Source organism: Streptomyces sp. 130 (assembly GCF_007096885.1).
Classification (GTDB): domain Bacteria; phylum Actinomycetota; class Actinomycetes; order Streptomycetales; family Streptomycetaceae; genus Streptomyces.
Window position 1 is genome coordinate 161,875 of sequence record NZ_VJNO01000007.1, and the last position, 18,296, is coordinate 180,170.

An 18,296-nucleotide genomic window follows, 5' to 3' on the forward strand; every position below is an offset into this window, starting at 1 on the left:
ATGCGATACAGGTCTGGACCATTGCTTCCGGACGGAAGGCAACACCGTGCGATCCCCTCACACGCGTCGCGCGCCGGCCTGCGCCGCCGCCCTGCTCCTCGCCGCACTCGCCACCGCCTGCGGCTCCGGGTCGGGTTCCGGCTCCGAGACCCACGGGGACACCAGCAGACCCACCGCACCGCGCGGGGTCACCGTGCAGGCGAGCAGCGCCACCTCCGCGCACGTGATGTGGAAGGCCGCCACCGACGACACGGCCGTCACCGGCTACGAGGTCTACCGGGAGGGCAAGAAGGTCAAGGCCGTCCCCGCGGCCAAGGTGATGATCGACGTGGAGGGGCTCACCGCCTCGACCGCCTACACCTTCACGGTCCGCGCCCGCGACGCCGCCGGCAACCTCTCCGCGCCCAGCAAGGCCGTCCGCGTCACCACCCCCGCCCCCGCGCCCGCCGACCACGCGCCCCCCAGCCGTCCGGTGAAGCTGCGCGGCAAGGCCGACGGCGACCGGGCCGCCACCCTCTCCTGGGGCGGCTCCACGGACGACGTCGGCGTCACCGCGTACGACGTCTACCAGGAGGGCACCCGCATCCACACCGTGCCGGGCATGACGACCACGGCCCGGCTGACCGGGCTGCGCCCCGGCACGGCCTACACCTTCACCGTGCGGGCCCGCGACGCCGCGAACACCTCGTCGCCCGACAGCAACGCCTTCCACCTCACCACCGCGTCCGCCCCCGGCGCCCCGGCGAGCACCGCCCCCACCGGCCTGCGGGCCAGGACCGAGGTCCAGGGCAAGGAGTACGCCGTCGACCTGGAGTGGGCACCGCCCAAGGCGTACGGCGAGATCAAGACCTACCAGCTCTACCTGGACGGCAAGATGACCACCACCATCGCCTGGGGCGCCGAACCGCCCACCGAACGGGCGACCTACCAGTACACCACCGCCGAACCGCGCGGCACCAGCCACGCGATCACGCTGCGCGCCCAGCTGCCCGACGGCAAGTGGGGCGACTTCTCGGAGCCGCTCACGGTGGTCCTCGGCAAGTGAGCCCGCGTCAGAGGGGGACCCGGACCGTCTCGATCCACGGCGGTGGCTGCGGGGCGTCCGCCCCGATGAGCGCGGCGACGACCCGGCACGAGGGCGACTCGTCGGGCCACGGGGTGTGCCCGTCGGTGAGGACCACCACGATGCCGGGCCGCTCCGGGGCGGCCAGGGCCCGGGCGATGCCCACCCGCATGTCGGTGCCGCCGCCCCCGCCCAGCTCCACCTGGTCGGCGGAGGTCACCCGCGACACGGCGTGCACATCCGCGTCGCAGGCCAGCACGGAGACCCGGTTCCCCCGGATGCCCACCTCCCGCAGCACCCCCGTCACCTCGCCCAGCGCCGCCGCGAGTTCGTCGTCGCCCATCGAGCCCGAGGTGTCGACCACGACGGCCACCCGGGGCAGCGGGCGGCGCAGCGTCGGCAGCACGACACCGCGCAGGGCCGCGCCGCGCCGGGACGGGCGGCGGTAGGTGTAGTCCACCGCGCCGGAGGCCCAGGCCGCCGCCTCCCGTACCGCGCCTGCCAGCGCCTGCCGCCAGTCCACGGTCGGTTCCAGGACCTCCTCGGCCCACCGCCGCCAGCCCGCCGGAAGGCTGCCCCGGGTGCGCTGGTGGGCGCGCATCGACTCGGCCGTACGCCGCCGCAGCGCCTGTGCCTCCGTCGCGCTCAGCGGGGACGGCCCCTGCGCACCGGGCAGCTCCCATGGCTCGGGGCGGCCGTGCGCGCCCGAACCGCAGTTGTGCGGCGGCGGTCCGGGCGGCAGCGCGGGCAGGTACGTCTCGAAGAGCCGGCCGGACGGCAGCCCGAAGAGCCCGGGCTCCATCCGCCCCTCCGGCAGCCGCAGCCCGTCGGCGATCAGGTCGTCGTTGATCTCGCAGTCCTGGGCGACGTTGACCCGGTGCGCGTCGCGCTGGTCGGCCGCCGGGAGGCGGGCGGCCCGGCCGTGGTGGTCGCGCAGCAGATGCGCCACTTCGTGCACCCACACCCCGGCCAGCTCGGCGACCGGCGTCCGCTCCGCGAAGGCGGGCGACACGTAGCAGCGCCAGTGCCGGTCCACGCCCATGGTCGGCACCCGGTCGCTCGCCACCACCGACAGCGCGTACAGCGCGGTCGCGAGGTACGGCCGGTCGCTCGCCGCCCGGTATCGCGCGGCGAGCAGTTTGGTGTGGTCCAGCGGGAGCCGCTCCGGTACGGGCATGACCTCAGGCGCTCCCCGGCAGCGCGCCGGAGAGCTGGAGGAGTTCCAGGAAGGCGTCGATGCCCTCCGGGACCGGCCAGTCGGTGTCCCGCATCGACGCCAGGTCCATCGCCGCCCGGGCCGCCACGTCCGGCACGCCCGCCGCGACGGCCTTCGCCAGCACCGCCCAGCCCGCCTCCCAGCGCGATCGGGTCGGTTCGGCCTGGACGGCGGCCACCACCGCGATCAGGAACGCCAGTTGCCGGTCGCCGCGCTCGGGCAGGGCGAAGGCGTCCGGATCGGCCAGCACCCGGTCCGGGTCGGGCAGGTCCAGATTCTCCAGGTACGACAGGAGCTCGATGCCCGCCCCGTCCCCGACGGCCCCCGCCAGGGCGGCGGCGACGGCGTCCCGGCCGGTGCCGGTCGCGTAGCCGGTGGCGAGCAGCCGCAGCGCCATGTCCCAGGTCCGGGGCGACGGCCAGGCCCTGCCCCGGCCCTCCGCGTCGGCCGGGAGGTGGTGCACCAGACCCGGGCGCGCGGTGAGGAACCCGGAGACCGCGCCCCGGGCCCGGGCCACGGCCCCGGCGGCCCGGGCGGGATCGACCACGGGGACGGGCGCCTCGGGCCAGGTGCCGGCCATGCCGCGTGCCACGGTGCGCGGGTCGTGCGTCCACTGCAGGTGCACGAAGCGGTTGGCGAGCGGCGGGCTCAGGTGCCAGCCGTCCGCCGCGCTCGACGGCGGATTGGCCGCCGCGACGATGCGCACGGAGTCGGGGAGCTTCAGGCTGCCCACCCGGCGTTCCAGGACGACCCGCAGCAGGGCGGCCTGCACGGCCGGGGGAGCGGAGGACAACTCGTCGAAGAACAGCAGCCCCTGGCCCTTCCGGGCGAGCCGGACCGCCCAGTCCGGCGGGGCCATCGGGACCCCGGTCGTGGCCGGGTCGTCCCCGACGACGGGCAGCCCCGCGAAGTCGGACGGCTCGTGCACGCTGGCGATGACGGTTTCCAGGTCCAGGCCGAGGCCCGCCGCGAGCTGTTCCAGCCCCGCCGACTTCCCGATGCCCGGCTCGCCCCAGAGCAGCACCGGCTGATTGGCGGTCACCGCCAGGGCCAGCGCCTCCAGCTGCGGGCTGGCGACCGTCTCGGTCCGGGTGGCGCGCAGCCGCCGGCCGAGCGCGTCGGCGGCGTCCAGGGGATGCGTCGGCGCTGCTGCGGGGGCGCCGGGGGCCACGGTGCTCACGCGTCCTCACCTTCCTCGTCGTCGTAGCCGCCCTCGTCCTCGTTCCACTCGTCCCACCACTCCGAGCCGGCGTCCGGATGCTCCCGCAGCACCCGTTCCGCGAGGAACCGCAGATCGGTCCGCCGGTACTTGCGGATCATCTGTTCCAGCGAGAGTTCCGTCTGGTCGCTCACGTCGATCCGGGCGCCGGCGTCGACCAGGTCCCGGACGAGCGCCGCCGACCCGCGCCCCGAGACGGCGACGCTCAGCGGGGTGCGCTCGCGGTGGTCCCGGGCCTCCAGGTCGAGGCCGGCCGCCAGCAGCCGGGGGAGCAGCACGGTGTGGTCGAGCAGGGGCAGGACGTGGAGCAGCGTGTGCTTGCCGCCGTCCCGGATGCGCGGATCGACGCCCGCGTCCAGCAGCGCCACGACCCCCGCCGTGTCCCCGTGCTGGGCGCGCAGGAAGAGGTCGCGCCGCTGGGCGGCCAGCGCCCTGGGCAGCCGCCCCGTGCCGGTGAGGCAGGCGTGCTCCACGGCGAAGCAGCCGGTCACCGCCCCGCCGAACGCGCGCAGCGCGCTCTCCCGCTGCCGCTCCCGCGCGGTGTGCGGGGAGCCGAGAATCCCGTCCCGGAAGCGGACCTCGTGCCAGTCGCCCCGGCAGCGCACCCGCACCGGAGCGGGCGCTGTGACCCCGGGCGGCCCGAACGGCCCCGTGCGGTCCGGGAAGAGCGACCGGGCCACCAGGGGATGCAGGTCCGAAGGGGTCAGGAGGCCGTCGCCGAGCAGGTCCAGGTCGGGCAGCCTGCGCCAGAGCGCCTCGGGGAGGAAGGCCGCGCCGGTGGAGGTCTCGCGGCTGACGACCTTGATCCGCAGCCGGCCGGCGAGTCCGGGCCCCGTGAAGCCGAGCAGGACGCGGGCCCGCCAGTCGTGGCCGATCTGGAAGCGTTCCGCCGTGCCGAGCGCGGCGAACCGGCGCACCTCCGTCTCCAGCCGGGGCACGTCCAGCGCGAGACCGGCCACGATCGTCTCGGGGGCGGTCCGGTAGTACGAGGGCATCTGCGGGGGCTCCGGGTCCCACTCGATCCCGGCCGCCGCCAGCGCCTCCGTGACGCGGCCCTCGTGGTGCAGCAGATGCAGCCACTCGGCACGGGCCACCTGGTCGCCGGCGCCCGGGTCGCCGTGCGGCAGCCGGTCCACCGGAAGCGGCGTGCCGTCGGCCGCGAGGAACGGCAGCCGGTCCGCGCCGCCGGCCCGGGCGCGCAGCTCACCGGCGAGGCTCGCGCGCCACAGGTGCCCCAGTGACCGCCAGTCGTCGGTGACGTCGGGCGTGGCCCGGCGCCGCAGCGGGCCGAAGCGGAGCGGGAGGCGCTGGGGGCCGTCGATCATGGGCGGGGTGGACACCTGGAGATACGCGTCCGGCGCGGAGCCGTAGCCCGCGAGGAGGACGGTCCGTTCGGTGGCCAGGGTCGAGCGGCCCGCGAGAATCCGGGGCAGGTGCCAGCGCAGCAGGTCCGGCACCAGGTCCCGGAGGTCGGCGAGCAGGGCTTCGGCGACCCCGGCGCCGTACGTGGCGGAGACCCGGTCGGGGTCGACGCGCACATCGAAGCCGGCCGCCGCGCAGGCCCCGCGCCAGTCCCCGGCCTCCCGGCGCGCGGCCGACTCCTCGATCATGGAGCGCGGCACCGCGTAGCGGCGGACCTGGCGCCAACTGGACGCCTCCTGCGCGGACAGGAACAGCCGGACGTCCCGCCGGTTCACCGGTACAGGCTCCTGACCGCGCGCAGATCGGCGTGGGCCCCGCCGTCCGGACGCAGCAGCGCCGCGAAGGAGCGCTTCACCCGGCGCGGCAGTCCGGGGCCCAGGCCCACGTACTCCAGCCGCGACCCGGGGGCGACGGCGGCGAGCAGGGTCTTCGCACCACGGCCGGTCAGCCCGGTGTGGCTGAGTCCGAGGCGGCGCAGCGGGCTGCCCGGCAGCGCCTCGGCCAGCGCCTGCGCCCCGAGGTCCCCGGTGACGTTGGCCGGGGCGCCCAGGGAGCGCTCCGAGGGCGGGCGGCCCAGGTCCAGCGCCTCGATGCCGTCGAGCGCGCCGGCCAGGGCGCGGGCTCCCCCGGGTCCGATGCCGTTGCCGCCCAGGCCGAGCCGGACCGGGCGGGCCGGGTCGGCGGCGCCCGCGAGGACGGCGGCGCCCGCGTCGCCGAGGTGGTTGGACGGCAGGTAGAGCTCCCGCACCCCCGCGTCCAGGATCAGCCGGGCCAGCAGCGGCGCGGCGTCGGCGCCCAGCCCGTTGCCGCCGAGGAAGAGCCGTTCGACGGGGCGCGGACGGGTGCTCAGGACGTCGAGCAGGGCGGCGAGTCCGTCGGCAGTGACCCCGGTGTTGACCAGGTCGAGGGTGCGCAGCGCGGTGTTGCGGCGCAGCATCGGGGCCAGGGCGCGGACGCCCGCGTCGCCGAGGGGATTGCGCTTGAGCCAGAGGGCCCGGACGGTGGCGTCGTCGGCCAGGGCGGCGGCGAGGGCGGCGGCCCCTTCGGCGCCGATGCGGTTGCAGCCGAGGTAGAGGGTGTGCAGCCCGTGTCCGGACCCGGCCGTCGCCGCGGCCACGGCCGCGGCGCCCTCGTCCCCGAGGGAGTTGGTGCCGAGGAGTACGTGGGTGGCGTGCGGGGAACGGGCGGCGGCGGGCATGACCAGGGCGGCGCCGGCCGCGCCGAGGCCCTGCTTGCAGAGATCCACGCGCCCGTCGGCGCGCAGCGCGCCCAGCGGGAACGTCTCGTCGGCCCCGACAGGTTCCCCGGCCACCAGCCGGTCGAGCAGCGGCCCGAGCAGCGCCGGATCGGCGAGGGGCAGGTCAGGATGGTCAATGGCAGGACAGCGCACCGGCATCGGCTGCGACATCTGTTACCCCCGTTTGCGAAAAGGCGGCAAGACCGGTCGGATTCGAACCGACGTCCTCCAGCTAGCTGCTAGGGCGCGACGACCTCTGCGCTACAGCCTTGCCGTCGGTGATCCTAACCATGATGTCGATCAATTCGCACACCTGCACCAACAGTTGCGCGGGCGCCGGCGGCCGGAAAGCGCGCGAATCCCAAGTGGTCTGTACCTATTGACGACTTGGTCCAGACCAATTACCTTCCCGGATGCTCCATGGCACGACATCCGCACCTCCCCGAGGACCGCCTCACCGGTCCCTGCCGTAAGGGAGAACCATGTTCGAGCACATGCCACTCAGACGGAGAACGGCGACCGCGCTGCTCGCCGTCCTCGGCCTCCTCCTCGCGCTCCTGTCCCTGCAGGCCGTCCCCGCGCACGCGGCGGGCAAGCTCACGGCGACCTTCACCTCCGCCGACAACGGCCCCTGGTGGAAGGGCACCTACGTCCTGCACAACGACACGGACACCGCCGTCACCGGCTGGAGCCTGGAGTTCGACCTGCCCGCCGGGGTCGCGATCCAGTCCTCGTACAACGGGACCACCACCACCCAGGGCAGCCACATCACCGCCGTCAACGCGCACTACAACGGCACGGTCGCCGCGCACAGCAGCACCGAGCCGTACAGCTTCTGGTTCGTCGCCACCGGCCCGATCACCGCACCGACCGGGTGCCGGATCAACGGCGACAAGTGCGACGGCTCCGCCGACGCGCCCCCGGGCGCGCCGAGCGGGCTGAAGCAGACCGATGTCACCGCCCGCACCGCGTCGCTGTCCTGGACGGCCGCCACCGCGGGCGACTTCCCCGTGGCCTCGTACGACATCCTGGCGGGCGGCAAGGTCGTCGGCTCCGCCACCGCGGCCACCTCCGCCACCGTCACCGGCCTGACCCCGGCCACCGCCTACGCCTTCACCGTCCGGGCCAAGGACACCCGGGGCAACGTCTCCGCCGAGAGCGCCCCGCTGACCGTCACGACCGTCGACCCGGCCACCGACACCTCGGCCCCGACGGCCCCCGGCGCCCTGCGCACCACCGCCACCGACTCCTCCTCCGTGACCCTGGCCTGGAACGCCGCGACGGACAACCAGCGCGTCGCCGCGTACGACATCTACCGGGGCTCCGCCCTGGCCACCACGGTCTCCGGCACCACGACCACCGCCACGGTCGGCGGCCTCTCGCCCTCCACCTCGTACACCTTCACCGTGAAGGCCCGCGACGCCGCCGACAACGCCTCCCCGGCGAGCAACACCCTCACCGTGAAGACCGACGACATCGTCGGCGCCGGCAACTACGCCAAGGTCGGCTACTTCGTCCAGTGGGGCATCTACGGGCGCCAGTACTTCGTCAAGAACCTGGAGACCTCCGGCGCCGCCGACAAGCTCGACATCATCAACTACGCCTTCGCCAACATCGACCCCAACAACCTCACCTGCCTCAACGGCGTCACCAAGGGCACCACCGCCGACCCCCAGGACCCCGAGCAGGGCACCGGCGCGGGTGACGCGGACGCCGACTACGCCCGCCCGTTCAGCGCCGCCCAGTCCGTGGACGGGGTCGCGGACGACGGCTGGGCCAAGCTGCGCGGCAACTTCAACCAGCTCAAGAAGCTGAAGAAGCTCCACCCCGACCTGAAGATCGTGGTCTCGCTCGGCGGCTGGACGTACTCCAAGTACTTCTCCGACGTCGCCGCCACCGACGCCGCCCGCAAGAAGTTCGTCTCCTCCTGCATCGACATGTACATCAAGGGCAACCTGCCCGAGTACAACGGCGCGGGCGGCCCGGGCAGCGCGGCCGGCATCTTCGACGGCTTCGACATCGACTGGGAGTGGCCGGGCACCGGCACCGGGCACCCCGGCAACCACTACTCGCCCGACGACAAGGACAACCTCACCCTGCTGCTCGCCGAGTTCCGCAGGCAGCTCGACGCGCTGGGCGGCGGCCACCGGCTCCTCACCGCCTTCACCCCCGCCGACCCGCAGAAGATCGACGAGGGTTGGGACCTGTCCAAGGTCTTCGACTCCCTCGACGTCGCCAACGTCCAGGGCTACGACTTCCACGGCTCCGGCAGCGACAACTCCTGGGAGCCGAACCGCACCGGCCACCAGGCCAACCTCTACAACGACGCCCAGGACCCGTACGACTTCCACTTCAGCGCGGACAGCGCCATCAAGGCCTACACCGACGCGGGCGTCGAACCCCGCAAACTGACCCTCGGCATCCCGTTCTACGGCCGGGGCTGGCAGGGTGTCACCGACGGTGGCGCCGCGGGCGAGTGGCAGCCGGCGGGCGGGGCCGCCCCCGGTCAGTTCGCCGAGGAGGCCGGCACCCGGGGCTACTCGAACCTCATCGGCGCCTATCCGACGATGACGGTCCATCACGACGAGCAGTCCATCTCCACGTACGGCTACACCGGCAGCCAGTGGTGGTCCTTCGACGACACCTGGTCCATCGGCAAGAAGACGGACTACGTGAAGGACAAGGGGCTGCTCGGCGTCATGGTCTGGGAGATGTCGGGCGACACCACCCAGGGCACGCTGATGGGCGCCCTCGACAACGGGCTGAAATAGCCCGCCATCGGTTGATTCTCCCCAAATCGAGACTTACCGCCCATAGCGGTAGGCTGGTCGCGGCGGTGCCCCCGTGGCACCGCCGTGCCTCACCACCGGACCCGGTCACGGGTCCGGCCCCAGCCGTTCGACGCGCGGGAGGAACCATGACCAGCCCCGAGCAGGACCCCAACCAGCAGGAAGGCCCCGCGGACGGTGGCGCGGCCGGGACGCCGGGCGTCCACGACGGCGGCGCGGACGGAGGGGCCGAGGGCCCTGCGGACGGTGGCGCGGCGGGCACGCCGGGAGTGCATGACGGCGGCGCGGACGGTGGCGCCGAGGGTCCGGCCGACGGTGGCGCGGCGGGCACGCCGGGGGTCCATGACGGCGGCGCGGACGGTGGCGCCGAGGGTCCGGCCGACGGTGGCGCGGCGGGCACGCCCGGCGTCCAGGACGGCGGGGCAGACGGCGGCGCGGACCGTTCTTGAGCACATCACCGGCCGGCACCCAGGACCCCCTGGCCGCGAAGGCGGCCCCCGGGGTCCTGGAGTCGCGCCTGACCCCCGGCACGGGCCGGGCCGCGTTCGCCCGCGACTTCTGGGGCCGCGAGGCCCTGCTCACCCGCCGGGCCGGTGACTTCTCGGACCTCTTCTCCGCCGCCGCCGTGGACGAACTCGTCTCGCGGCGCGGCCTGCGTACGCCCTTCCTCCGCGTCGCCAAGAACGGCGCCACGCTGCCCGACGCCTCGTTCACCTCGCCCGCCGGGGTCGGCGCCACGATCGGCGACCAGGCCGACGACACCGCGCTGTGGCGGGAGTTCGCGGACGGCGCCACGCTGGTCCTGCAGGCGCTCCACCGCACCTGGGCCCCGGTCGGCGAGCTCACCGACGCGCTCGCCGCCGAACTGAGCCACCCGGTCCAGGCCAACGCCTACGTCACCCCGCCGCAGAACCGCGGCTTCGACGCGCACTACGACGTCCACGACGTCTTCGTGCTCCAGATCGAGGGCACCAAGCGCTGGACCGTCCACCGCCCCGTGCATCCCGACCCGCTGCGCGACCAGCCCTGGACCGACCACCGAGGCGCCGTGGCCGAGGCCGCCGGGGGCGAACCGCACCTCGACGCCGTGCTCGCACCCGGCGACGTCCTCTACCTGCCGCGCGGGTGGCTGCACGCCGCCGAGGCCCAGGGCGAGGTCGCCATCCACCTGACGCTCGGCGTCCACACCTGGACCCGGTACGCCCTCGCCGAACAGCTGATGCGCGCCGCGCTCGCCGAGCTGCGCGACGACCCCTGGGCGCGCGGCTCCCTGCCGCTGGGCGTGGCCGGCCCGGACGAGGAAGCCCCTCCGGTACGCGAACGACTCATCGCGGCCCTGGCCGGCACCGACCCCGCCCCGCACTTCCACCGCGCGCGGCGCGCCCAGGCCCGCCCCGCACCGCTCGGCCCGCTCGCCCAGCTCGCCGCCGTCGACGGACTCGGCCCTGGCACCCCGGTCCGCCTGCGGGCCGCGCTGGAAGCCCGCCTGGAGGGCCGCCGCCTGGTCACCCGGGTCGGCTGGCTCGACTTCCCGGAGGCGGACCTCCCGGCCCTGGCCCGGCTGCTCGCCGGCGAGGTGCGCACCGCCGGCGACCTCGGCCTCGCCTGCGCGGGCAGGCTGCTGCGCGCCGGCGTCCTCGTCCCGGCCGCCCGGTGAGCCCCGGCCGTCCGGTGAGTCCCAACCGCCCGGTGAGCGCGGAACGCCTCCGGTGACAGCGGAACGCTTCTTCTGCGCCGACGCCGCCCGGGCCCGCGGCGACGCGCTCCCGGGAACCGCCCCGTACGGGCTGGTGTGGGTCCTCGTCGAGCAGCACGCGCCCTGGCCGGCCAACGGCTACGACGGCCTCGCGGTCGAACCCGTGACCAAGGCCCTGCTCTACGAGGCGGCCCGGGCGGTGCGCGCCCGCATCCTCCTGATCCGCCGCCACGGCCGCCGCCCCGAGGACGCCGGCCCCCGGCGCTGGGCCGTCCTCGAATACGACGCCAGCGGCGCGCACCGCCAGCAGTGGGGGACCTGGGAGCGCGACGAGGACCTGGCACTCGCCGCCGCCGCGCTCGGCACGCCCGGGGAGCCCGGACAGCCGCCGGTCGTCCTCGTCTGCGCCCATGGCCGGCACGACACCTGCTGCGCCCTGCGGGGGCGTCCGGCGGCCCGCGCGCTGGCCGAGCGGTGGCCGGACCAGGTGTGGGAGTGCACCCACGTGGGCGGCGACCGCTTCGCCGCGAACGTGCTCGTCGCCCCCGACGGCGTGTACTACGGCGGCCTGGACGCCACTTCGTCCGTCACGGTCGTCGGCCAGCACCTCGCCGGCCGCGTCCACGCCGCGCACCTGCGCGGATACACCGACCTCTTCCCGGCCCAGCAGGCGGCGGTCGCGGCGGTGCTCGCCCGCTACGGCCCGGCGGGCCGCCACGACTACACGGTCACCGGCACTTCCCGGGCCGGCCCCCACTGGCTGATCCGCCTCACCGGCCCCCCGCCCCGCGCCACCGCCTACGACGTGGAGGTCACCGCCCACCGCGCCGCACCGCGTCAACTCACCTGCAACGGCCCGGCGACGAGCGCGGCCATGGTCCACGAGGTGACCGCGATCCGCGCCGGCTGAACGCGGAAACCCCGCCCCCGGAGGCGTACGCCAGGGGTGGGGCTTTCGCGCAGCGGTACGGGCCGTCAGCGCAGCCGCTCGTACGCCGGCAGGGTCAGGAAGTCCGCGTAGTCCTGGTCCAGGGAGACCTGGAGGAGGAGGTCGTGGGCCTCCTGCCACTGGCCGGCGGCGAACGCCTCGTCGCCGATCTCCGCGCGGATCGCGGCCAGTTCCTCGGCGGCGACCTTGCGGGCCAGGTCCGCCGTGGCGTGCTCGCCGTTCTCGAAGACCACGTCCGCGTTGATCCACTGCCAGATCTGCGAGCGCGAGATCTCGGCGGTGGCCGCGTCCTCCATCAGGTTGAAGATGGCGACCGCGCCCATGCCGCGCAGCCACGCCTCGATGTAGCGGATGCCGACGGCGACGGCGTTGCGCAGGCCCTCGTACGTGGGCTTGGCGTGCAGGGTGTCGATGGCGATCAGGTCGCCGGCCGCCACCGAGACGTCCTCGCGCAGCCGCTCCTTCTGGTTCGGCCTGTCGCCGAGGACCGCGTCGAAGGAGGCCATGGCGATCGGGACGAGGTCCGGGTGGGCCACCCAGGAGCCGTCGAAGCCGTCGTTCGCCTCGCGGTCCTTGTCGGCCTTGACCTTCTCGAAGGCGACCTTGTTGACCTCGGCGTCGCGGCGGGACGGGATGAAGGCCGCCATGCCGCCGATCGCGTGCGCGCCGCGCTTGTGGCAGGTGCGGACGAGGAGTTCGGTGTACGCCCGCATGAACGGGGCGGTCATCGTCACCGCGTTGCGGTCCGGCAGGACGAACTTGGCGCCGCCGTCGCGGAAGTTCTTCACGATGGAGAAGAGGTAGTCCCAGCGGCCCGCGTTCAGCCCGGAGGCGTGGTCGCGCAGCTCGTACAGGATCTCCTCCATCTCGTACGCGGCGGTGATCGTCTCGATCAGGACCGTGGCGCGGACGGTGCCCCGCGGGATGCCCAGCTCGTCCTGCGCGAAGACGAAGATGTCGTTCCAGAGGCGGGCCTCCAGGTGCGACTCCGTCTTCGGGAGGTAGAAGTACGGGCCCTTGCCGAGGTCGATCAGGCGCTGGGCGTTGTGGAAGAAGTACAGGCCGAAGTCGACCAGCGCGCCGGGCACGGGGGTGCCGTCGAGCTGGAGGTGGCGCTCGTCCAGGTGCCAGCCGCGCGGGCGGGTGACGACCGTCGCCAGCTCCTCGGCCGGCTTCAGCGCGTACGACTTGCCGGACCTCGGGTCGGTGAAGTCGATGGAGCGGTTGTACGCGTCCATCAGGTTGAGCTGGCCGAGGACGACGTTCTCCCAGGTGGGGGCGGAGGCGTCCTCGAAGTCGGCGAGCCAGACCCTCGCGCCGGAGTTCAGGGCGTTGATGGTCATCTTGCGGTCGGTCGGACCGGTGATCTCCACCCGGCGGTCGTTCAGCGCGGCCGGGGCCGGGGCGACCTTCCAGGAGTCGTCCGCACGGATCGCCTCGGTCTCCGGGAGGAAGTCCAGCGTGGAGGTGCGGGCGATCTCGGCGCGGCGTTCCCCGCGGCGGGCGAGCAGCTCGTCGCGCCGGGGCGTGAACCGCCGGTGCAGCTCGGCCACGAACGCGAGGGCCGCAGGGGTGAGGACCTCGTCCTGCCGGGGCAGGGGCTCGGCATCGACGATGGCCAGCGGGGACGGCGCTGGTGCGGACATGAGCTGTCACTCCTTCAGCGGGCGGTGCGGACGGCGTCACGGCCGCCGGGCCGCCCGATTCGGCACGGCGTGCCAGGGCTCCGGGATACGGCTGTGGCCGCCGTCTGAGGTGCAGAGGGCTTCTGATCAGTGGATAGTAGTTTCCTCATGGTGGAAGTTCAATGGTTTGTTGATGTCGAGATTCTTCGGGTCGACAGAACGGCCGGGGCCTCGGCGCAGAGTGCCAGGCCGTTCACTCCAGGTGCGAAAGGTCCGCCGGAGTGTCGATGTCGTACGCCTGTGCCACGTCCCCGCACTCCACCAGCGTCAGCGCCGCCCGGTGCGCCCGCAGATGGGCCCGCGCCCCCTGGTCGCCCACCGCGCCCGCGGCGATGTCCGCCCACCGGTCCGCGCCGAACAGCACCGGATGGCCGCGTTCCCCCGCGTACGAGGCCGCCGCCAGGCTCATCCGGTCCCGGTACGCCGCACCCACCCGGGCCACCGCCTCCGCCCCGATGCCCGGCTGGTCCACCAGCAGCACGAGCGCCGCGTCCGCGCCCGTCCCCGCGAGCGCGCCCAGTCCCGTCCGCAGCGAGGAGCCCATGCCCTCGGTCCACTCCGGGTTGACGCTCACGGCGCAGCCGTCCAGCGCCGCCCGGGCGCGCACCTCGCCGGCCGAGGCGCCGAGCACCACGTGGACCGGGCCGCAGCCGCCCTCGCGGAGCGTGCGCACCGCGTGCTCGACGAGCAGTCCGCCGCGGTGTTCCAACAGGGCTTTCGGGCGTCCGCCGAGCCGGCGGCCCCCGCCCGCGGCGAGCAGCAGTCCGGCGATCTGCGCATGTGTCATGCCGCCTGGATACCCCACGGCGGCCGCTCCCGCCCACCGCCTCGTGCCGCTACGGGGTGTGTTACGTACACGGAGTGGCGCCCGGCACCTTTTATGGCGTTAACTTGCCCGCATACCGGGACACTTGACCATGGTCCGGGGACTGGTCGGAACGACACGGCACGAGGACGTGCGAGGGGGAGCTTTGTTGAAGAGCGTCGGGCAGGAGCGGGTGACCGGCAGCGGTGAGGACCCCAGAGTGGTGGAGTTGCGTACCGCGGTCTCCCGGCTCCGGCGGGCCCTGGCCGGGTATCCCGGGCAGTTCCCCGACCGGGCCGTCGCCGAGGACGAGCTCGCGGCGCTGGACGCGATGGCGCGCGGCGGGGCGCCCGAGATCCCCCGGTTGCGCCGCTCGCTGCTGCTGATCGCGGGGGCGATCGGCTCGGTCAGCGCGCTGGCCGCCGCCCTGCGGGACGTCCGGGTCGCCGTCGACCTCTTCGGCGAGCCGCCGCAGCGCTGACCAGGGCCGGGCCGGCCCGCTCAGCGGCGGATGAGCCGGCGGGCCGTCGCCGCCGCCACCGCCGCCGTGCGCGAGTCGACGCCCAGCTTCGCGTAGACGTGCACCAGGTGCGACTTCACGGTCGCCTGGCTCAGGAACAGCCGCTTGCTGATCTCCGCGTTCGACAGGCCCTCGCCGACCAGCCGCAGCACCTCCAGCTCGCGCTTGGTGAGCGCCTGGGCGGGGGTGCGCATGCGGTCCATCAGGCGGTGCGCGACGGCCGGGGCCAGCGCCGAACGCCCGGCGGCCGCCGTACGGACCGCCGCCGCCAGCTCCTCGGGCGGCGCGTCCTTCAGCAGATAGCCCGCCGCCCCCGCCTCGACCGCCGCCAGGATGTCCGCGTCGCTGTCGTAGGTCGTCAGGATCAGCACCCGGGGCGCGTCCGGCGCCGCCGTGATCGCGGCGGTCGCCTGCGCGCCGTGCATCCCGGCGCCGAACTGGAGGTCCATCAGCACGACGTCCAGCCCGCCCGCCGCCGCCCGGGCGACCGCCTCCTCGGCGGTGGCGGCCTCCGCGACGACCCGGAAGTCCGGCTCGGTGTCCAGGACGGCCCGCAGCCCCGCCCGTACCACCGGGTGGTCGTCGGCGAGCAGCAGCCGGACGGGCGTCGCGCTCACGCCGCCTCCCGCCCGGTCCGGTCCAGCGGCAGCGTCAGCGCGACGGCGGTGCCCTGGCCGGGCGCCGACTCGACGCTCAGGGTGCCGCCGAGCGACCGGGCCCGGGCGCGCATCGCGGGCAGCCCGAAGCCGCCGGACTCCGTGGCGCCGGCCGCCGGGGCATCCTGCGCGAAGCCGCGTCCGTCGTCCACCACGTCCAGCGACACCGAGGTCTCCATGAAGCTCAGCGTGATCTCCGCCCGCCCCGCCCCGGCGTGCCGCACGGTGTTGGCCAGCGCCGACTGGGCGGCCCGCAGCAACGCCACCTCGTACGGCGTGGGCAGCTCCACCGGCGTGCCGCTGACCGCGAACCGCACGGTGAGCGCGGGTGTCGTGGAGCGGACCGACAGCCGTTCCAGGGCGGCCGTCAGCGAGCCGTTCTCCAGGTCCGGCGGGGTCAGCGCGCGGACGAAGCGACGGGCCTCGGCGAGGTTGTCCTGCGCCGCCTCGCGCGCCCGGTGCACATGGGCGGCGGCCGGGGCGTCCTCGGGCAGCACCCGTTCGGCCGCGCGCAGCAGCAGCTGGATGGAGGACAGGCCCTGGGCGAGGGTGTCGTGGATCTCCCGGGCCAGCCGTTCGCGCTCCGCGAGGGTGCCGGCGGCGCGCTCCGCCCCGGCCAGCTCCGCACGCGTCGCGACCAGCTCCTCGATGAGCTCACGGCGCCGCTCGCTCTCCCGGAACAGCGCCTCGTAGCCGAGGACCGTGGCGACGGCGACGGCCGCGCCGAGCAGCGGGCCGATGAAGGTGCCGGGCGTGACCGCCCGCCCGTGCAGCAGGAAGCCCGCGATGGCGGCGCCCGCCGTCACCGCCACCGCGGGCAGGCCCCAGCGCGTCGGCAGCAGGTGCAACTGGAGGAAGTAGAGCGGGAAGGCCACCCACAGCGCGTCCGGCGACAGCACCAGCAGCGCCGCCCACAGCCCCCCGAGCACCGCGAGCCACTCGGCGCCCGCCCGGGTCCCCGGCCGCACGGCCCCGGCCGCCGCGCCCGCCGCGTACACCGCCGCCAGCACCCCGGCGACGGCGGTGACCGCGCCGGGGCGCGCACCGCCGTCGGAGAACGCCTTGACGGCGGTGAGCGCCAGCAGGCCGAGCATCAGCCCGTGCAGGCACAGCCGCAGCGCGGCGGCGACCGGGGGATGGACACGCGTTTCCATGATGAATTCAGCGTAGGCGCAGGCCGCCCGGGGCCGGTCAACCGAAAGGTTGATGTCGTCACCAGCCCGGGGGCGATGTTTCCGGAGCGGGCGGAAACGACGCTGGGTCCATGTTCGTCGCATGGAGAGACCTACGGTTCGCCAAGGGCCGGTTCGCCCTGATGGGCACGGTGATCGTGCTGATCACCCTGCTCGTGGGCCTGCTGTCCGGCCTGACCGCCGGGCTGGCCCGGGAGAACACCTCGGCCGTCACCGGGCTGGACGCCGACCACCTGGCGTTCGCCGCCCCGCCGGACGGCCGGGCGGTGTCCTTCACCGACTCGTCCGTCGGCGAGGACGCCGTACGCGCATGGGCCGGGCAGCCCGGAGTGGCCGCCGCGCACCCGCTCGGCATCCGCACCCTGCACGCCACCGCCGATGGGAAGCGCACCGCCGCCGTCTCCGCGTTCGGCGTCGAGCCCGGCAGCGGCCTGGCGCCCGCCCGGATCGGCCCGGGCGAGGTCGTGCTCTCGCGCGGGGGCGCCGACGAGCTGGGCGTGCGCCCCGGCGACCGGCTGGCCCTCGGCGGGCGGGCGGTCACCGTGGCCGCCGTCGCGGGCGACGCCTCGTACAGCCACACCCCGGTCGTCTGGACCGACCTCGCCGACTGGCGGCGGTCCGCGAGCGGGGACGGGGACGGGCGCGCGACCGTGATCGCCCTGTCCACCGATGGCGCCGACCTGGCCGCCGGTGACCGGGCGGCCGGCACCCGCACGCTCTCGCTGGACGACTCGCTGACCGCCATCGGCTCCTATCAGGCGGAGAACGGCTCCCTCCAGCTGATGCGCGGCTTCCTCTTCGCCATCTCCGCCCTGGTCATCGGCGCGTTCTTCACCGTCTGGACGATCCAGCGCAGCGGTGACGTCGCCGTGCTCAAGGCGCTGGGGGCCTCGACGCCGTATCTCCTGCGGGACGCGCTCGGCCAGGCCGTCGTGATGCTCGTCGTCGGTACGGGCCTGGGCACCCTCCTCGCCTCCGGCATCGGCGCCCTGGTCTCCGGCGGGGCCGTGCCGTTCGTCCTGGACGCGGCGACGGTCCTCGTCCCGGCCGCCGTGATGATCGCCCTCGGCGCGGCCGGGGCGGCCCTGTCCATCCGGCGGATCACCGCCGTCGACCCGCTCACCGCGCTCGGGAGTGCCCGATGACCCTCACGCTCACCGATGTCACCCTCACCTACCCGGACGGCGACGGGCGGCTCACCGCGCTGGACCGCGTCGCGCTCGACGTGCCCGCCGGCACCCTCACCGCCGTCGTCGGCCCGTCCGGCTCCGGCAAGTCGAGCCTTCTCGCGGTGGCGGCCACCCTGGTCGCCCCGGACGACGGGGCGGTCGTCGTCGCCGGCACGGCCACCACGGGGCTCGGGCGCGCGGAGAAGGCGGCGCTGCGCCGGGAGCGCGTCGGCGTCGTCTTCCAGCAGCCCAACCTGCTCCCGTCCCTCACCGCCGTCGAACAGCTCCAGGTCATGACCCATCTGTCGGGCCGCCGGGCCGGGGCCGCCCGGGCCCGGGCGCTGGACCTGCTGGAAGCGGTCGGTCTCGCCGGGCAGGCCGGCCGCAGGCCCCACCAGCTCTCCGGCGGGCAGCGCCAGCGGATCAACATCGCCCGGGCCCTGATGAACGACCCGGCCCTGCTGCTCGTGGACGAGCCGACCAGCGCCCTGGACCACGAGCGCGGCGCGGCCGTCCTGGACCTGCTGGTGACGCTCACCCGGCAGCGGTCCACGGCGACGGTCCTGGTCACGCACGACCGCGCCCACCTGGACCGGGCGGACCGGACGGTCACGATGCGCGACGGCCGCCTGACGGCACCGGCACCGGCACCGGCCTGAGCCGGCGCCGGCCCGGAA

The 18,296-nt window shown here is 74.9% G+C and carries 16 protein-coding genes and 1 tRNA gene; 7 read left to right on the forward strand and 10 right to left on the reverse strand.

All coding sequences use genetic code 11. The annotated features are described in order from the left end of the window. Positions 1 to 46 precede the first annotated feature (46 nt). Positions 47 to 1,045 (forward strand): fibronectin type III domain-containing protein, encoded by a 999-nt coding sequence (locus FKN01_RS09075; protein ID WP_260696825.1) that lies wholly within the window; start codon positions 47 to 49, stop codon positions 1,043 to 1,045. Between the two features lie 7 nt (positions 1,046 to 1,052). Here the strand turns inward: FKN01_RS09075 and FKN01_RS09080 are convergent, their stop codons facing one another. The 5 genes from FKN01_RS09080 to FKN01_RS32495 form a co-directional block, all read right to left on the reverse strand. Then, entirely contained in the window at positions 1,053 to 2,240 is a 1,188-nt protein-coding gene (locus tag FKN01_RS09080) for a DUF2201 family putative metallopeptidase (protein WP_143618302.1), read from the reverse strand. A gap of 4 nt (positions 2,241 to 2,244) precedes the next feature. Further along, on the reverse strand, positions 2,245 to 3,459 hold the full coding sequence (locus FKN01_RS09085; RefSeq protein WP_143618304.1) for an AAA family ATPase: 1,215 nt from the start codon (positions 3,457 to 3,459) through the stop codon (positions 2,245 to 2,247). Then, positions 3,456 to 5,195 carry an ankyrin repeat domain-containing protein gene (locus FKN01_RS09090; RefSeq protein ID WP_143618306.1) on the reverse strand — a complete coding sequence of 580 codons (1,740 nt, stop codon included), beginning with the start codon at positions 5,193 to 5,195 and terminating at the stop codon, positions 3,456 to 3,458. Before FKN01_RS09090 ends, FKN01_RS09085 begins: the two co-directional genes overlap by 4 nt. Beyond that, entirely contained in the window at positions 5,192 to 6,328 is a 1,137-nt protein-coding gene (locus tag FKN01_RS09095) for a gala protein (RefSeq protein WP_143618308.1), read from the reverse strand. Before FKN01_RS09095 ends, FKN01_RS09090 begins: the two co-directional genes overlap by 4 nt. A gap of 27 nt (positions 6,329 to 6,355) precedes the next feature. Next, positions 6,356 to 6,428 (reverse strand) — tRNA-Ser (locus FKN01_RS32495). A 211-nt stretch (positions 6,429 to 6,639) separates the two neighbouring features. Between FKN01_RS32495 and FKN01_RS09100 the strand changes: the two genes are divergently transcribed. Continuing rightward, the gene (locus tag FKN01_RS09100; RefSeq protein ID WP_143618310.1) at positions 6,640 to 8,928 is read left to right on the forward strand and encodes a glycosyl hydrolase family 18 protein; all 2,289 of its coding nucleotides are present in this window, start codon (positions 6,640 to 6,642) and stop codon (positions 8,926 to 8,928) included. 89 nt (positions 8,929 to 9,017) lie between these two features. Here the strand turns inward: FKN01_RS09100 and FKN01_RS32835 are convergent, their stop codons facing one another. After that, positions 9,018 to 9,401: a hypothetical protein gene (locus tag FKN01_RS32835; protein WP_221939360.1), complete on the reverse strand. Its 384-nt coding sequence runs from the start codon at positions 9,399 to 9,401 to the stop codon at positions 9,018 to 9,020. Between FKN01_RS32835 and FKN01_RS09110 the strand changes: the two genes are divergently transcribed. Further along, the gene (locus tag FKN01_RS09110) at positions 9,392 to 10,603 is read left to right on the forward strand and encodes a cupin domain-containing protein (RefSeq protein ID WP_143618326.1); all 1,212 of its coding nucleotides are present in this window, start codon (positions 9,392 to 9,394) and stop codon (positions 10,601 to 10,603) included. The genes FKN01_RS32835 and FKN01_RS09110 overlap by 10 nt on opposite strands. Before the next feature lie 52 nt (positions 10,604 to 10,655). Next, positions 10,656 to 11,552, forward strand: a complete 897-nt coding sequence (locus FKN01_RS09115; RefSeq protein ID WP_143618328.1) for a sucrase ferredoxin — start codon at positions 10,656 to 10,658, stop codon at positions 11,550 to 11,552. A gap of 65 nt (positions 11,553 to 11,617) precedes the next feature. On the opposite strand, the gene aceB is transcribed toward FKN01_RS09115, so the two are convergent. Both aceB and FKN01_RS09125 read right to left on the reverse strand, forming a co-directional pair. Then, positions 11,618 to 13,237 (reverse strand): malate synthase A, encoded by a 1,620-nt coding sequence (gene aceB / locus FKN01_RS09120; RefSeq protein ID WP_143618330.1) that lies wholly within the window; start codon positions 13,235 to 13,237, stop codon positions 11,618 to 11,620. A 232-nt stretch (positions 13,238 to 13,469) separates the two neighbouring features. Then, positions 13,470 to 14,063 carry an NTP transferase domain-containing protein gene (locus FKN01_RS09125; protein ID WP_143618332.1) on the reverse strand — a complete coding sequence of 198 codons (594 nt, stop codon included), beginning with the start codon at positions 14,061 to 14,063 and terminating at the stop codon, positions 13,470 to 13,472. Positions 14,064 to 14,247: 184 nt separating this feature from the next. Here FKN01_RS09125 and FKN01_RS09130 point away from each other — a divergent pair, with 184 nt between their 5' ends. Then, entirely contained in the window at positions 14,248 to 14,562 is a 315-nt protein-coding gene (locus FKN01_RS09130; protein ID WP_185992798.1) for a DUF5955 family protein, read from the forward strand. A gap of 20 nt (positions 14,563 to 14,582) precedes the next feature. Here FKN01_RS09130 and FKN01_RS09135 read toward each other — a convergent pair whose 3' ends face one another. Further along, complete coding sequence (locus FKN01_RS09135) at positions 14,583 to 15,218, reverse strand: response regulator transcription factor (protein ID WP_143618336.1); 636 nt, start codon at positions 15,216 to 15,218, stop codon at positions 14,583 to 14,585. Continuing rightward, positions 15,215 to 16,411: a sensor histidine kinase gene (locus FKN01_RS09140; protein ID WP_143618338.1), complete on the reverse strand. Its 1,197-nt coding sequence runs from the start codon at positions 16,409 to 16,411 to the stop codon at positions 15,215 to 15,217. Before FKN01_RS09140 ends, FKN01_RS09135 begins: the two co-directional genes overlap by 4 nt. A gap of 110 nt (positions 16,412 to 16,521) precedes the next feature. Between FKN01_RS09140 and FKN01_RS09145 the strand changes: the two genes are divergently transcribed. Then, positions 16,522 to 17,595 carry an ABC transporter permease gene (locus tag FKN01_RS09145; protein ID WP_143618340.1) on the forward strand — a complete coding sequence of 358 codons (1,074 nt, stop codon included), beginning with the start codon at positions 16,522 to 16,524 and terminating at the stop codon, positions 17,593 to 17,595. Beyond that, positions 17,592 to 18,278: an ABC transporter ATP-binding protein gene (locus FKN01_RS09150; RefSeq protein WP_143618342.1), complete on the forward strand. Its 687-nt coding sequence runs from the start codon at positions 17,592 to 17,594 to the stop codon at positions 18,276 to 18,278. Before FKN01_RS09145 ends, FKN01_RS09150 begins: the two co-directional genes overlap by 4 nt. Positions 18,279 to 18,296: the final 18 nt, after the last annotated feature.